The sequence below is a fragment of the Streptomyces sp. NBC_00513 genome, assembly GCF_041431415.1.
Lineage (GTDB): Bacteria > Actinomycetota > Actinomycetes > Streptomycetales > Streptomycetaceae > Streptomyces.
The window spans coordinates 5,666,874-5,681,476 of the sequence record NZ_CP107845.1 but is presented as its reverse complement, the minus strand read 5'-3'; the positions used below and the strand labels follow the sequence as shown (position 1 = coordinate 5,681,476).

At 71.5% G+C, this 14,603-nt stretch carries 15 protein-coding genes; 10 read left to right on the top strand and 5 right to left on the bottom strand.

Annotated features, from left to right (window positions below; all coding sequences use genetic code 11):
* Positions 1-16 precede the first annotated feature (16 nt).
* Positions 17-2,164 (top strand): endo-beta-N-acetylglucosaminidase, encoded by a 2,148-nt coding sequence (locus tag OHA84_RS26270; RefSeq protein ID WP_371591607.1) that lies wholly within the window; start codon positions 17-19, stop codon positions 2,162-2,164.
* Positions 2,165-2,174: 10 nt separating this feature from the next.
* Here the strand turns inward: OHA84_RS26270 and OHA84_RS26265 are convergent, their stop codons facing one another.
* Entirely contained in the window at positions 2,175-3,587 is a 1,413-nt protein-coding gene (locus OHA84_RS26265; RefSeq protein WP_266950291.1) for a HAMP domain-containing sensor histidine kinase, read from the bottom strand.
* A 12-nt stretch (positions 3,588-3,599) separates the two neighbouring features.
* Positions 3,600-4,304, bottom strand: coding sequence for a response regulator transcription factor (locus OHA84_RS26260; RefSeq protein WP_053682267.1), 705 nt, complete (start codon positions 4,302-4,304; stop codon positions 3,600-3,602).
* 318 nt (positions 4,305-4,622) lie between these two features.
* On the opposite strand from OHA84_RS26260, the gene OHA84_RS26255 reads away from it, so the two are divergent.
* From OHA84_RS26255 to OHA84_RS26220, 8 genes are all read left to right on the top strand, one after another.
* Complete coding sequence (locus tag OHA84_RS26255; protein WP_053682266.1) at positions 4,623-5,408, top strand: amino acid ABC transporter ATP-binding protein; 786 nt, start codon at positions 4,623-4,625, stop codon at positions 5,406-5,408.
* A gap of 109 nt (positions 5,409-5,517) precedes the next feature.
* Complete coding sequence (locus OHA84_RS26250; RefSeq protein WP_053682265.1) at positions 5,518-6,372, top strand: glutamate ABC transporter substrate-binding protein; 855 nt, start codon at positions 5,518-5,520, stop codon at positions 6,370-6,372.
* A gap of 83 nt (positions 6,373-6,455) precedes the next feature.
* Positions 6,456-7,130 (top strand): amino acid ABC transporter permease, encoded by a 675-nt coding sequence (locus OHA84_RS26245; protein WP_053682264.1) that lies wholly within the window; start codon positions 6,456-6,458, stop codon positions 7,128-7,130.
* Positions 7,127-8,011: an amino acid ABC transporter permease gene (locus OHA84_RS26240; protein WP_053682263.1), complete on the top strand. Its 885-nt coding sequence runs from the start codon at positions 7,127-7,129 to the stop codon at positions 8,009-8,011. Before OHA84_RS26245 ends, OHA84_RS26240 begins: the two co-directional genes overlap by 4 nt.
* A 169-nt stretch (positions 8,012-8,180) precedes the next feature.
* Positions 8,181-9,767 carry an FAD-dependent monooxygenase gene (locus tag OHA84_RS26235; protein WP_266969525.1) on the top strand — a complete coding sequence of 529 codons (1,587 nt, stop codon included), beginning with the start codon at positions 8,181-8,183 and terminating at the stop codon, positions 9,765-9,767.
* A 33-nt stretch (positions 9,768-9,800) separates the two neighbouring features.
* On the top strand, positions 9,801-9,887 hold the full coding sequence (locus OHA84_RS26230; RefSeq protein ID WP_311318651.1) for a putative leader peptide: 87 nt from the start codon (positions 9,801-9,803) through the stop codon (positions 9,885-9,887).
* Positions 9,888-9,963: 76 nt separating this feature from the next.
* On the top strand, positions 9,964-10,482 hold the full coding sequence (locus tag OHA84_RS26225; protein ID WP_266950269.1) for a cysteine dioxygenase: 519 nt from the start codon (positions 9,964-9,966) through the stop codon (positions 10,480-10,482).
* Positions 10,479-10,871, top strand: coding sequence for a rhodanese-like domain-containing protein (locus OHA84_RS26220; RefSeq protein WP_266950267.1), 393 nt, complete (start codon positions 10,479-10,481; stop codon positions 10,869-10,871). The genes OHA84_RS26225 and OHA84_RS26220 overlap by 4 nt, the downstream gene beginning before the upstream one ends.
* A 172-nt stretch (positions 10,872-11,043) precedes the next feature.
* On the opposite strand, the gene recX is transcribed toward OHA84_RS26220, so the two are convergent.
* Positions 11,044-11,631 carry a recombination regulator RecX gene (gene recX, locus OHA84_RS26215; protein ID WP_266969527.1) on the bottom strand — a complete coding sequence of 196 codons (588 nt, stop codon included), beginning with the start codon at positions 11,629-11,631 and terminating at the stop codon, positions 11,044-11,046.
* Between the two features lie 3 nt (positions 11,632-11,634).
* Positions 11,635-12,747: a recombinase RecA gene (gene recA, locus OHA84_RS26210; RefSeq protein WP_053682259.1), complete on the bottom strand. Its 1,113-nt coding sequence runs from the start codon at positions 12,745-12,747 to the stop codon at positions 11,635-11,637.
* Positions 12,748-13,138: 391 nt separating this feature from the next.
* Between recA and OHA84_RS26205 the strand changes: the two genes are divergently transcribed.
* Positions 13,139-13,648, top strand: a complete 510-nt coding sequence (locus tag OHA84_RS26205) for a DUF2199 domain-containing protein (protein WP_266969530.1) — start codon at positions 13,139-13,141, stop codon at positions 13,646-13,648.
* A gap of 107 nt (positions 13,649-13,755) precedes the next feature.
* Here the strand turns inward: OHA84_RS26205 and OHA84_RS26200 are convergent, their stop codons facing one another.
* Entirely contained in the window at positions 13,756-14,595 is an 840-nt protein-coding gene (locus tag OHA84_RS26200) for a serine protease (protein ID WP_266969532.1), read from the bottom strand.
* Between the last annotated feature and the right edge of the window lie 8 nt (positions 14,596-14,603).

Genomic DNA, 14,603 nt, shown 5'->3' with positions numbered 1-14,603 from the left:
GGCAGAGGAGCCCCGCATGTACGAGCCCGATCACGGTGTCGACCCGCGCACTGCCCCGCTCCCCCGCAGGTCCCCCGGCCGGCCGACCCGACGGGCCGTGCTCGCCGCCGGGGTGGGGATCGCCGCCGCGCCCGCGTGGCCCGCGCGGGCCACGGCCGCCGGGGAGGAGCCGGCCGGCGGGCCGACGCTCCTGCCGGATCTCGCCCCGTACGCCTCGTACTGGTTCCCGGACTCGCTCCCGGAGGGGTCCCCCGGCCCCGGGATCATCTGGCGCTCCCTACGCGAGTGGAGCCCCGCCTCGGATCCAGACCTCGCCCACAACACCGCGACGGTGCCCCTCGCGCGCCGCTTCACACCCGTGCCGCCGCATCCCGGCGCCCGCGTCGGGCAGGCCCGGATCTCCTCGCTGGTGTCCTTCGGGCCGACCGCGGGGAACCCGTCGCAGGGTTCCGCGACCGCCGACCACTACGCGCTCACGCACTGGGCGTACATCGACGAGTTGGTCTTCTGGGGCGGGTCGTCCGGCGAGGGGATCGTGCTGGCCCCGAACGCGCCCGTGGTCGACGCGGCCCACCGCAACGGGGTCCGGGTGCTGGGCAACGTGTTCCTGCCGCCCGTCGCGTACGGCGGTGACCTGCGCTGGACCCGCGACCTGGTGCGACGGGACGCCTCGGGCCGGTTCCCGATCGCGGAGCAGCTCGTCCGGGTGGCGCGGACGTACGGGTTCGACGGCTGGTTCGTCAACGCCGAGACCGACGGCGGCGACAGCGCGCTCGCGAGCCGGACGCGGGGGTTCCTGCGCGCCCTGCGGGCGGCGGGTGAACCGCACGGGCTGCGCGTCACCTGGTACGACGCGATGAACAGCACCGGTCGGGTCGGGTGGCAGGGGGCGCTGAACGCGCTGAACCGGGACTTCTTCGAGGACCGGTTCGGGACGGTCGCGGACAGCATGTTCGTGGATTTTCGCTGGACGGCCCGGAGCCTCGCGGAGTCCGGCGCCCTCGCCGAGCGATTGGGCCGCAGCCGTCACGAACTGTGGGCGGCGGTGGACACCGAGTCCCGCGGCTGGGACGCGGACGTCGACTGGGACGCGATCGTTCCGCGCGGGCGGGACCATGTCGTCGGCATCGGGTTCTACCGGCCCGAGTGGACGCGCAACCACCTCACCGACCGGTCCCCGGGCGCCTTCCACCGGGCCGACGACCGGTTCTGGACGGGCGAATCCCTGGACCCGGCCCGCCCGGCGCCGGAGAGCGGTTGGCGCGCGCCCGCCACCGTGGTCGCCGACCGCTCCACCGTCGCCGCGCTCCCCTTCGGCTGCTCGTTCAACACGGGGCACGGGGAGCGCTGGTACGAGGCCGGCGAGGTCACCTCGCCGACGCCCTGGAACCGGCTCGGCCTCCAGGACGTGCTGCCCGGGCGGCGCTGGGTGGTCGACACCGACGGCCCGCGCCCCTCGGTCACCCTGGACTTCGACGAGGCGTGGCGCGGCGGCTCCAGTCTCCTGGTCGACGGCGTCCTCACCGCGCCCGTCGCCGTCGGGCTGCACGCCACCCGGCTGCCCCTGACCCGTACGACGGTCCTGGACCTGGTCCACGCCCGCGCCCCGGGTGGCGTCCCGGTCACCGTGGAGGTGGGCGTCGCCGTGCGCGAGCCCGCCGCCCCGGGTGAGCCGGTCCCGTACGCGTGGTTCGGGGTCGACGGCCCCGGCTCCGGTCCCGGCTGGCACACCGGCCGGGTGGATCTCGGGACGCGGGCCGGGAGAACCGCGTACGCCCTGGCCGTACGGATCACCGCTCACGGGACCGGACCGGTGCGCTGGCGGCTCGGGGCCCTGACGGTCCACGACACCGCCGCTCGGCGCCGGCCCGCCGCCCCGAGCGCCCTGCGGGTGGACGCGGCGGCCCAGCGGGACGGCGAGGCCTCGGTCCGGCTGTCGTGGCGCCGCGCGCCCGGGACGATCCGCCACCACGAGGTGTACCACCTGCTGCCGGACGGGACCCGCCGCTTCCTCGGCGGCACCTGCGGCGCGGCCCTGCACCTGCCGGCCGTCACCCGCGCCGGACGGGAACGCGCGGCCGGCTTCGAGGTACGGGCCGTGGACGAGCTGTACACGCTGTCCGACCCGGCCAGCACCACCCTGACCTGGGACGATCCCGAGTGAACCGCCCTGGCTAGTCCGCGTGGGGGTCGGTGTGCGGCACGGCCACCGTCACCCGCAGTCCGTGCGGCGGGTTCGTCTCGTACGCGAGGGACCCGCCGCCCGAGGCGAGCAGTGCGCGGGAGATGGACAGGCCCAGCCCGGATCCCTTGACGTTCTGGTGGCGTCCGCTGCGCCAGAAGCGGTCGCCGACGCGCAGCAGTTCCTCGGGGGTGAGTCCGGGGCCCCGGTCGGCGACGGTGACGAGCGCGAGGCGCCCCTCGGTGGAGACCTCGACCTCGACGCGCTCTCCCCGGGGGGTGAACTTGAGGGCGTTGTCGATGACGGCGTCGAGGGCGCTGGACAGGGCGATGGGGTCGGCCCAGCCGGTGACGGCCTCGGGGCCGGGCTCGGTGAGCTCCACGCCCTTGTCCTCGGCGAAGGGGCGCCACGCGGTGACCCGCTCGGCGGCCAGCCCGCCGATGTCGATCAGGCAGATCTCGGCGGCGGCGTGCTCGGCCAGCGCCAGGTCGAGCAGGTCGTCGAGGACCTGGGTCAGGCGTCTGCCCTCGGTGCGCACGGAGGCGATCTCCTCGTTTCCCTCGGGCAGTTCGAGGGCGAGGAGTTCGATCCTCAGGAGCAGCGCGGCGAGCGGGTTGCGCAGTTGGTGGGAGGCGTCCGCGACGAACGCCCGCTGCTGCTCCAGCACCTCTTCGACGTTGTCCGCCATCTCGTTGAACGAGTGGGCCAGTCGTCGCAGTTCCGGCGGTCCGCTGTCGGCCGCGACCCGGGAGTTCATCTTGCCGGTGGAGATGCCGTGGGCGGCCGCGTCCAGGGTCTGGACGGGCTTGAGCACCCAGCTGGTGAGCCGCAGCGCGGCTCCGAAGGCGACCAGCATGGCGGCGGCGAGGCCGCCCGCGATGAGGAGCCATCCCTGCAGGATCCGGCCCCGCATCTGGTCGGTGGGCGATTCGGTGGCGACGACGGCGACGACGTCGCCGTCGAGGACGACCGGGGAGACCACGAGGAGTCTGCCGTCGGTCTGCCAGGGCCACACCTGGCCCGGGTCGTGGCTGCGGCGTCCGGCGAGGGCATCCTCGAAGGCCCGGCGCCCTTCCCTGGAATCGGGGAGCTGCCACCAGCCGGGCGCGCGGGCCATGGCGTTGTCGTCGCGGTAGAAGATGCCGACGCGGATGCCGTACAGCTCCTGGTAGCGGGCGAGTTCCAGTTGGAGGGTGTCGCGGCGTTCGTCGGCGCCGGTGGAACCGGAACCCTCGGCGTCGATGACGAACTGGGCGAGGGCGGCGAAGCGGGCGCTGTCGTCGATCCGGTCGACCACGACCCGCTGCTGCTGTCCGGCGGCGAGGCTGACGGCGAGCGGGAAGCCGAGCGCCAGCAGGACGCCCGCCATCAGGACGACGAGGAGCGGAAGCAGTCGGGCACGCACGACGGGACCCCGCTAGGGGCCGGCCGGGGTGACGAGCCGGTAGCCCACACCGCGGACGGTCTCGATGAGTGCGGGCATGCTCAGCTTGGAGCGCAGCGAGGCGACGTGGACCTCCAGGGTCCGGCCGGTGCCTTCCCAGCTGGTGCGCCACACCTCGCTGATGATCTGTTCGCGGCGGAAGACGACGCCGGGCCGCTGTGCGAGCAGGGCCAGCAGGTCGAATTCCTTGCGGGTGAGCGGTACGTCGGCGCCGTCGACGATGACCCGGCGGGTGGGCAGTTCGATGCTGACCGGACCGAGTCGGACGATGGCGGGGGCCCCGGTGCCCGTGGCGGCGGCCTCCTCGGAGGCGCCGGTGCGCCGGGCGACGGCGTGGATCCGGGCGAGGAGTTCGCCGGTGTCGTAGGGCTTGACCACGTAGTCGTCGGCGCCCATGTTCAGGCCGTGGATGCGTGAGCGCACGTCACCACGCGCGGTCACCATGATCACGGGGGTGGCGGTGCGCTTGCGGATCTTTCCGCACACCTCGTAGCCGTCCTGGTCGGGCAGGCCCAGGTCGAGCAGGACCACGCCGAAGGGCGGGGCGTCCGCCGGCAGGAGCGCCTGCAGCGCCTCCTCGCCGTTGCGGGCGTGGGTCACCCGGAAGCCGTGCCGGGCGAGGATCGCGGACAGCGCGGCGGCGACGTGGTCGTCGTCCTCGACGAGCAGCAGTCTCACTGCGTCACCCTTCCCTCGTCCGTCCCGTCCGGTCGGCGGGGTGGCGCCGTAGTGGCGGTTTCATTGCGGCGTCATGTCGGTTTCATGGCCACCATGCATCCACGCTGATGCAGAGTCCCACGTCAAGGGAGTTCCGCTCCCGCGAGTCTTCCGTTATGTACCCGGTACGAGTACAGGGGCGCCGTCGCGGGCGTCGCGCACGGAGCGTATCCGGGCGAGGCCGGATCGTTATGCTCAATTCTCCCTCAGATGTGATGACGGTGTGCGCGCCTCGTCACTACTGTCCTCCCAACCGACGGAGGACGGAGCAAGAAGCCGATGAGCGGAGTATCAGTGACCAAGGACGTACAGGACGCGGCCGCTGCCGCGGACAGCCTGGTCGTACTGAGCAACGTCAACAAGCACTTCGGCGCGCTGCACGTGCTTCAGGACATCGATCTGAGCATTGCCCGCGGTGAGGTCGTCGTGGTGATCGGTCCCTCGGGATCGGGCAAGTCCACGTTGTGCCGGACGATCAACAGGCTGGAGACCATCGACTCGGGAACCATCACGGTCGACGGCAAGGAACTGCCTTCCGAGGGCAAGGAATTGGCGCGACTGCGAGCCGATGTCGGCATGGTCTTCCAGTCGTTCAACCTGTTCGCGCACAAGACGGTCCTGCAGAACGTCATGTTGGGCCAGCTGAAGGTCCGCAAGACGAACGCGGCGGAGGCGACGGAGAAGGCGAAGGCGCTGCTCGACCGCGTCGGCGTCGGTTCCCAGGCGGACAAGTACCCGGCGCAGCTCTCCGGTGGTCAGCAGCAGCGCGTGGCCATCGCCCGCGCGCTGGCGATGGACCCGAAGGTGATGCTGTTCGACGAGCCGACGTCGGCTCTCGACCCGGAGATGATCAACGAGGTGCTGGAGGTCATGCAGCAGCTCGCCCGGGAGGGGATGACCATGGTGGTCGTCACGCACGAGATGGGCTTCGCCCGCTCCGCCGCCAACCGGGTCGTCTTCATGGCCGACGGAAAGATCGTCGAAGAGGCGGTGCCCGAGCAGTTCTTCAGCAACCCCCGCAGCGACCGCGCCAAGGACTTCCTGTCGAAGATCCTGCATCACTGACGGTCTCGTCTGGTAGTGATCCGGTGTCAGAACCCTGACACGACCGGGCCCGCCGACGCGACACGTCTCGTTCGGCGTTCAACCACGTCTCATCCGAGGGAAGTTCACCATGAAGCTTTACAAGGCCGGAGCGGCCGTCGCCGCGGCCGTGGCTCTCGCCCTGACCGCGACCGCCTGTGGCGGCAGCGGCGACAAGGCGTCCGGTGACGCCGGTTCGAGCGGTGGCGCCAAGAAGGACAAGGTCGTCATCGGCATCAAGTTCGACCAGCCCGGCATCGGTCTGAAGAACCCGGACGGCAAGTTCACCGGGTTCGACGTCGACGTGGCGACCTACGTGGCCAAGGAACTCGGCTACCAGCCCGACCAGATCGAGTTCAAGCAGGCCATCAGCGCCGAGCGCGAGAACCTGATCTCCAACGGTGACGTGAAGTTCGTCGTCGCGAGCTACTCGATCAACGAGAAGCGCAAGGCGAAGGTCGACTTCGCCGGCCCGTACCTCCTCGCGCACCAGGACCTGCTGGTCCGTGCCGACGACACGTCGATCACCAAGCCCGAGGACCTGAACAAGAAGAAGCTCTGCTCGGTCACCGGCTCCACCTCGGCGCAGAACGTCAAGGAGAAGCTGGCCCCCGAGGCCGACCTCAAGCAGAACGCCGGCTACTCCGAGTGCCTGACCGCCCTGGAGAGCAAGGCCGTCGACGCCCTGACCACGGACAACTCGATCCTGGCCGGCTACGCCGCGCAGGAGAAGAACAAGGGCAAGTTCAAGCTGGCCGGGCTGAGCCTGAGCAACGAGAACTACGGCATCGGTCTGAAGAAGGGCGACAAGGAGCTCCAGACCAAGATCAACGCCGCGCTCAAGAAGATGGTCGCGGACGGCGCCTGGGAGGCGGCCGTGAAGACGAACTTCGGCCCCGCCGGCTACAAGAACGAGCCTGCCCCGCAGATCACCGAAGGCAGCTGATTCCTCGGTGAGGAGCGTCGCCGCCCGCCTGCCGCGGGCGGTGGCGCCCCTCACCGGCCATCCTGGGGAGAGCGCAGGGCAACGTGTTCGACTTTCTTGATTCCGGGCAGTACGACGTGCTCGGAGCCTTCTGGGTGACGGTTCAGCTCACCCTCTACTCGGCGATCGGGTCCCTCATATGGGGCACCGCCCTGGCGGGAATGCGGGTCAGCCCGGTCCCGCTGATGCGCGGCTTCGGCACCACGTACGTCAACGTGGTGCGCAACACCCCGCTGACCTTGGTGATCATCGGCTGCTCGCTGGGTCTCAGCGAGACCCTCGGCATCACCTTGGGCGGCACCACGTTCAAGGAGACCGGTTTCCGACTGGCGGTCCTCGGACTGACGGCCTACACCGGCACCTTCGTCTGTGAGGCACTGCGCTCGGGCATCAACACGGTGCCCGTGGGCCAGGCCGAGGCGGCGCGCGCGCTGGGCCTGAGCTTCTTCCAGGTGCTCCGGCTGATCGTGCTCCCCCAGGCCTTCCGGGCGGTCATCGCGCCGCTCACCAACGTACTGATCGCGCTCACCAAGAACACCACGGTGGCCGCGGCCATCGGCGTGGCCGAAGCGGCCCTGCTGATGAAGGAAATGATCGAGAACGAGGCCGACGCGCTCTTCGCCGTCTTCGGGGTCTTCGCCCTGGGCTTCGTCCTGCTGACCCTGCCCACCGGCCTGCTGCTGGGCTGGGTGGCCAAGCGAGCGGCGGTGAAGCGATGACGTCCGTGCTGTACGACGCACCGGGTCCGAAGGCGAAGGCCCGGAACTGGATCTACTCCGGCGTCTTCCTCGTGCTCCTCGGCCTCGCCGTGTGGTGGGCGCTGGGACTCATGGCCGACAAGAACCAGCTCGACGCCGACAAGTGGAGCCCCTTCGTCACCGACAGCCAGATCTGGACGACGTTCCTGATCCCCGGCCTGTTGGAGACCCTCAAGGCCGGCGTGATCGCCATGGTGATCGCCCTGCCGCTGGGCGCCCTGCTGGGCATCGGCCGGCTGTCCGACCACGCCTGGGTCCGGACGCCCGTCGGCGCGTTCGTCGAGTTCTTCCGCGCCATCCCGGTGCTCATGCTGATGCTGTTCGGCTACGCCCTGTACGTCCAGTACACCGGTGTGTCCTCCGACGTCCGCCCGCTGTACGCGGTGGTCACGGGCCTGGTGCTGTACAACGCCTCGGTCATCGCCGAGATCGTCCGGGCGGGCGTGCTGTCCCTCCCGAACGGGCAGACAGACGCCGCCAAAGCGATCGGCATGCGCAAGGGCCAGACCATGGTCCACGTGCTGATCCCGCAGGCCGTCACCGCGATGCTGCCGGCCCTGGTCAGCCAGCTGGTCGTGATCCTCAAGGACACCGCGCTCGGCGGCACGGTGCTCGGCCTCGGCGAGCTGATGTCGATGTCCCGGCAGATCTCGGCGAACTACAGCAACACGATCGCGACCTTCGTGGTGATCGCGCTGATCTACGTCGCGGTCAACTTCGCCCTCACCAGCTTCGCGTCCTGGATGGAGAGCCGGCAGCGCAAGTCCAAGCGGAGCACCGGCGCCGTGGTCCCGGCGCGGGTCGACGACATGGCCACCGGCGCGAACAGTGGTGGCGCCTGACCGACGGGTCGACTGACACCAAGTCAGTCATGGTGCGTAGCCTGTGTGGTGCGGCGGAGACCTTCCGCCGCACCACACCGCGTTGCGCCGACGAGTGTCACTTGACGCAGGCACTTCCAGTCGGTTGCATACGTTGTGTGATCACATACCGGACATCGGGAGCCGCGTCATGGACCCGGTGATCGTCGTCGGCGCGGGCCCCGTCGGGCTCGCGCTCTGCCTCGCGCTGGCCGGCGCGGGCGTACCCACCGTCGTACTCGACGAGGGCCCGGGCAAGGACGACCCGCGCCCCGCCCGCTCCGTCGTCCTGCACGCCGACACCGCCGCGATGGCACACCGACTCGGCTGTACGACGCTGCGCGACGAGGGCGCCTACTTCGCCGCCTGGCGCACCATGCGGCGCGGCCGGGACTCGCGTCGGATCACCTTCGAGGACCATCCGGCCCCGCTGCACCTGCCCCAGCACGCCCTGACGCGCGGACTGCGGGACGCCGCCGGCGCGCACCCGCTGGTCCGGCTGGTGACCGACTGTCGGCTGGACGCCCTGGAACAGGACGAGCGCGGCATCACCGCGCACACCCGGGGCGGGGAGACGACCTGGTGGCGCGGCAGCCACCTCGTGGGCTGCGACGGGGCCCGTTCCACCGTCCGCAAGCTGCTCGGGATCCGCTTCCCCGGCCGGACCGCCGTGGAACGACACGCGGTGGCCGCGCTCCGTACCGAACTCCCCTGGCCCGGCGAGGCGTTGCTGCACCGCGGCGCGGACCACGAGGTCACCGCCCGCCCGCTGCCCGACGGGGTGTGGCGGCTGGACTGGCTGCTCCCCTCGCGCGGCGAACTCGTCACCCCGGACACCCTGGTGACCCTCATCCGGGACACCCTCGCGGCGTGGTGCGGGGGCACGACTCCCCCGTACGACCTGATCGACACCGGGGTGCACACCCTGCACCACCGGCTCGCCCGGCGCTGGCGCGACGGCCGGGCCTACCTCGCCGGGGACGCGGCGCACCTGCTGGGCGCGCTCGGCACCCAGGGCGTCGAGGAGGGGCTGCGGGACGCCGAGAACCTGGCCTGGAGGCTGGCGGTGGCCTGGCACCAGGGGGCCTCCGAGGCGCTGCTCGACGGGTACGAGGACGAGCGGCGCAGGGCGGTCGCCGCCCGGCTGCGCGCCGCCGACCAGGCCATGCCGGCGCTGCGCGGCGGGGGCGGCCTGCGCACCTACCTCCCCGGTGCGGCACGTTCCGCCGAGGGCCTGCTCACCGACGGCCACCTCGGCCGGGGACCGCTGGGCGCGGAGCCCGCGTACGCCCCTCCGGTGGCGGTACGGGAGGTCCCGACGGCCACGGAACCGGGCGGCCCGGTGGCCGATGTCCCGGTGACCGCTCCCGACGGCACCACCGTGCCGTTGCGCGACCTGCTCGGGCGGGGCCGGCTGCTGGTGCTCCTCGTCGCCCCGGGGACCGGGGTCTGGGACCGCCGCCACTGGCTCGGCGCCGGTCTGATGCCCCGTCTCGCGGCGGCGGTCAGCGCGCTCCCGACGCGTGCGGACCTGCTGGTCGCGGACAGCTATCCGGGTGCTCCGGCGCACACCGTGCTGCTGGTACGGCCCGACGGGCATCTGGCGGCGACCTTCGCGGGGGTCCGACCGGCCGAGCTGTACGAGGCGGCGGACGCCGTCCGCTGCGGGGCGCCCGAACCGGCGCGCGCGCCCTCGATCACCCCGGCCGTGACCGCTCCCACCTCCGTGATCGATTGACCGGTCTCCCGCTCACGTGCTTCACTCGCGGACATGACCGGCAACGACGTACGCCTGTGGCGGAGGGTTCACATGGACCTGCTCCGCTACGCGGGCTGCGTGTGTCGCCCTTCCTGTTGATTCGCCCTTTCCCCCGCGCGCCCCGTGCCCTTCCGGGCCCGCGCGCACCTTCGCGAACCTCCAGGACGGTCATTCCATGTCTTCCCCCACCCTGATCTCGGCCGGTCCGACGACCGCCGAGCTTCTCGACTTCGCGCTGCGCACCGCGGCGGACCCCGAGATCGTGGGCTCGCTCCCGCTCGACCCCGAAGGCCGTACGTGGGTACGGCTGGACGGGCCCGGCGGCAGCGAGGCCTGGTTGATCGGTTGGCCTCCGGGCACCGGCACCGGCTGGCACGACCACGCCGAATCGCGGGGCGCGTTCGCCACCGCGCGCGGCCGGCTCACCGAGCACTCCCTGGCCGTCCGCCTTCCCTCCGAGGGCTGGAAGTCCCTGGAACTGGCCCCCGACGTGGACCGCAGGCGCGACCTGACGGAGGGCACGGGCCGCGGCTTCGGCCTGCACCACGTGCACGAGGTGCTCAACGAGTCCCCGGCCGAGCACGCCGTCTCCGTCCACGCGTACTACCCTCCGCTCCCGTTGATCCGCCGCTACAGCCGCAGCGGGCAGGTCCTGCGGCTGGAGCACGTCGAGCGTCCGGCGGACTGGCAGTGAGCGCCGCGCCGGAGGGCATCGACGCCCTCGTCGACCGCCTCAGGACCACCTACGCCCGGGTCTCGCCGGAGCAGGCGTACGCCGCCTCCCGCGAGGGCTCGCTCCTCGTCGACATCCGGTACCAGGCGCTGCGCGAGCGTGACGGTCTGATCCCGGGCGCGCTGGTCGTCGAACGCAACGAACTGGAGTGGCGCCTCGACCCCCAGGGGTCGCACCGGCTGCCCGAGGCGACGAGCCATGACATCGGGGTCGTCGTCATCTGCAACGAGGGCTACGCCTCCACACTGGCCGCGGTCTCCCTCCACGCCCTGGGGCTCCATCGGGCGACGGACCTGACGGGCGGCTTCCAGGCCTGGAGATCGGCCGGCCTCCCCACCACCGCCGTCTGACGCACCCCCGCACGCACCGGCCCCGCACGCACCGGCCTCGCACCCACCGACCCGGGCGCGCCGACCCGCGGGGCGCCGGCCCGGCCTGCCTGTCCGTGTAGGCCGCCGGCCCGCTCTCGGCCGCCGCGCCGGCCCGCCGCCCGTCCCCCTGCGGGCCGGGCCGGGGACCGGTTCAGCCGCCGGGGTACTCCGGGGCGTCGACGTCGTCGACGTCCTCCGTCTCCAACGCGCGGCGGACCACCCGCAGGGCCATGCCCTCCGGGTACCCCTTGCGGGCCAGCATCCCGGCGAGGCGCCGGATCCGTTTGTCCCGCTCCAGGCCCCTGGTCGAGCGGAGCTTGCGCTCCACGAGCTCCCGGGCCGTCTCTTCCTCCTGCTCGGAGTCCAGTTGTTCCAGCGCCTCCTGTACGAGGGTGGCGTGTACTCCCTTGGTCCGCAGCTCCTGCGCGAGCGCCCGTCGCGCCAGGCCCCGACCGCGGTGGCGGGACTCCACCCAGGCACCGGCGAAGGCGGCGTCGTCGATCAGGCCCACCTCCTCGTACCGGCAGAGGACCTCCTGTGACACCTCCTCGGGGATGCCCCGCTTCTCCAGGGCGTCCGCGAGTTGCCGCCGGGTTCGCGGCATCCCGGTGAGCAGGCGCAGACAGATCGCCCGCGCCTGCTCCTCGGGACTCTGGGGCGGCAGCGCACCGCGGGCTTCGCGGCCGCCCTCCCGGCGGCCCTCCCGACCGGCTCCGCCGCCCCTTTCCTGCTCCCGCACGGGTCAGCTCTTGGCTACGGCGGCCTTGGCCGTCGTCTTCGCCTTCGATGCCGGAGCGGGCACGGCCGCGGCATCGGCGGGGGCGTCCGCGCCGGTCTCGGCGGGGGCCTCGGCGACCTTGCGCACGCCCACGCCCAGCTTCTCCTTGATCTTCCGCTCGATCTCGTCGGCGAGGGCGGGGTTGTCCTTCAGGAAGTTGCGGGCGTTCTCCTTGCCCTGGCCGAGCTGGTCGCCCTCGTACGTGTACCAGGCGCCGGCCTTGCGCACGAAGCCGTGCTCCACGCCCATGTCGATCAGGCCGCCCTCGCGGCTGATGCCCTGGCCGTAGAGGATGTCGAACTCGGCCTGCTTGAACGGCGGCGCGACCTTGTTCTTGACGACCTTGACGCGGGTGCGGTTGCCGACCGCGTCCGTGCCGTCCTTCAGGGTCTCGATACGGCGGATGTCGAGACGCACCGAGGCGTAGAACTTCAGCGCGCGACCACCGGTGGTGGTCTCCGGCGAGCCGAACATGACGCCGATCTTCTCGCGGAGCTGGTTGATGAAGATGGCGGTGGTCTTGGACTGGTTGAGGGCACCGGTGATCTTCCGGAGCGCCTGGCTCATCAGTCGGGCCTGGAGACCCACGTGGGAGTCACCCATCTCGCCCTCGATCTCGGCGCGCGGCACGAGCGCCGCGACGGAGTCGATGACGATCAGGTCGAGGGCACCGGAGCGGACCAGCATGTCCACGATCTCCAGCGCCTGCTCGCCGGTGTCCGGCTGGGACAGGATGAGGTTGTCGGTGTCGACGCCGAGGGCCTTGGCGTACTCGGGGTCCAGCGCGTGCTCGGCGTCCACGAAGGCGACGGTGCCGCCCGCCTTCTGGGCGTTGGCCACGGCGTGCAGGGTCAGGGTGGTCTTACCGGAGGACTCCGGTCCGTACACCTCGATCACACGGCCGCGGGGGAGCCCGCCGACGCCCAGGGCGATGTCCAGCGCGGTCGACCCGGTGGGGATGACCTCGATGGGGTCGTTCGGCTTGTCGCCGAGGCGCATGACCGCACCCTTGCCGAATTGCCGTTCAATCTGTGCGAGAGCGGCGTCGAGAGCCTTCTCGCGGTCGGTGCCTGCCATGGGTTCCACCCGATTTGCTTGAGTCGATCGCTTCACGCCATTGACGCTAACGCCTGCCACTGACAATGCGCTCCCACGCACTGCTCAGCTGTGGATAACTCATGAGAATGGATGTTCGATTTCCCTGTCAAGCGCACCACGCCCACCCCGCCCCACTCCCCTCCGACCTGCCGTGACGGCCGGCGCGGACGCGAGGAGGGCGCGCCGACCCACCCCTCGGGCGGGCTGGCGAACAAGGATTCGGAAGCAGCCACTCCGTCGCACCCGGCACACGCGGCGGGCCGGCGGGCGGGGCGACCGGCGGTCCTTCGGGCGAGCGCAAGACAGCCGGGCGCCGGGCGGGCGGCGGCCCGGGAGCCTCTCACCCGGGTCCGGTCATTAGGCTCGCGGCATGGCCAACGATCTCGGATTCACGTGTTCACGCTGCGGCGAGCACCACGCGGAGCTCCCCCTGAGCTACTCGACACCGGCGCCCGAGGCCTGGAATCCCGGCTTCGAGGCCGATCCGGACAGCACGCTGTCGTCGGAGCAGTGCGTCATCCAGGGTCGGCACTTCTTCATCAGGGGTCTGATCGAGATACCCGTGGTCGACAGCGGCCACGTCTTCTCGTGGGGCGTCTGGATCTCGCTCAGCAAGGAGAACTTCGGCCGCGCCCTCGACCTGTGGCACACGGAGGGCCGCGAGGCCGAGAAGCCGTACTTCGGCTGGCTCAGCACGGAACTCGCGCTCTATTCCCCCGGCACCGTCAACCTGAGGACGACCTGCCATACGCGCCCGGTGGGGCGGCGCCCCTTCATCGAGCTGGAGCCCACCGCACACCCCCTCGCCGTCGAGCAGCGCACCGGGATCACCCTCGACCGGGTCCGCGAGATCGCCGTCGCCGTGCTGCATCCGGCCTGAGGCGGTCGGGGCGGCGATGCGGCGGCGCCCCGGGCGGCGACGGGCGACCGCCCGCCCCCGCGCGCACCGGTACGACGGCGGACGCGGCGACGGGCGGTCGCGGAGCGCTACGGCTTGGGCAGCGTGCAGCCGGGGCGGTTCAGGTCGATCACGTTGCCGGCGCCTATGCAGGGGACGATCGTGTACGTCTCCTGGGCGTAGTTGATGCCCCGACGGACCGTCACGTTGCCGTTCTGGTCCACCTCACACGGGTTGTTGTCGGTGCACCGGCCGCCGTCCTCGTTGCCGGTGTTGTTGACGGCGACGACCTTGCCCGTCGTCGTGTCGATCACCGGCGAGCCCGAGGTGCCGCCGATGGTGTTGCAGGCCGAGGTGTAGCGGACCGAGTCCTTCCAGGTCCACTCGCCCTCCTTGAGCCGGTAGGCGAACCCGTCGACGCTGCAGCTGTAGGTGCGCTTCCAGTACCCCGACACCACCTTGATCGCCGAGCCCTGCACCGGGCGCACGTCGTTGAGGGTGAGCGCGCCGATGCCGTACTGACTCTGTATCTGCGCGTACGTCTTGGTGAGTTGGTAGATCGACACGTCCGTGTCGGTCATCGTGCCGTACGCGATCTTGCTTGCCCTGAGGGTCGCCACCTTGGAACCCGAGGCGTTGAGCAGCGAGAAGGAGCGGTTGGACGCCCGGTCCTTGACGACCTCGCCGGCCGCCGGGAAGCCGGTCTCCAGGCAGTGTCCGTTGGAGAGGACCAGGGCGGGGTCGTTCGGTTGGGAGGCGGGGGCGCGCACGACGGAGCCGGAACAGTTGCTGAGCGCGACCGTTCCCGCGAAGGTGACGGCGACGGCCGGGGCCGCCTTCTCCTCCAGGGGTGCGGAGGCCACGGCCGGGGCCGCCGCCGCTCCGATCAGGAGCACGGAGAGCAGGGCGCCGGCGAGAGGCTTGTTCACGTGGGGGG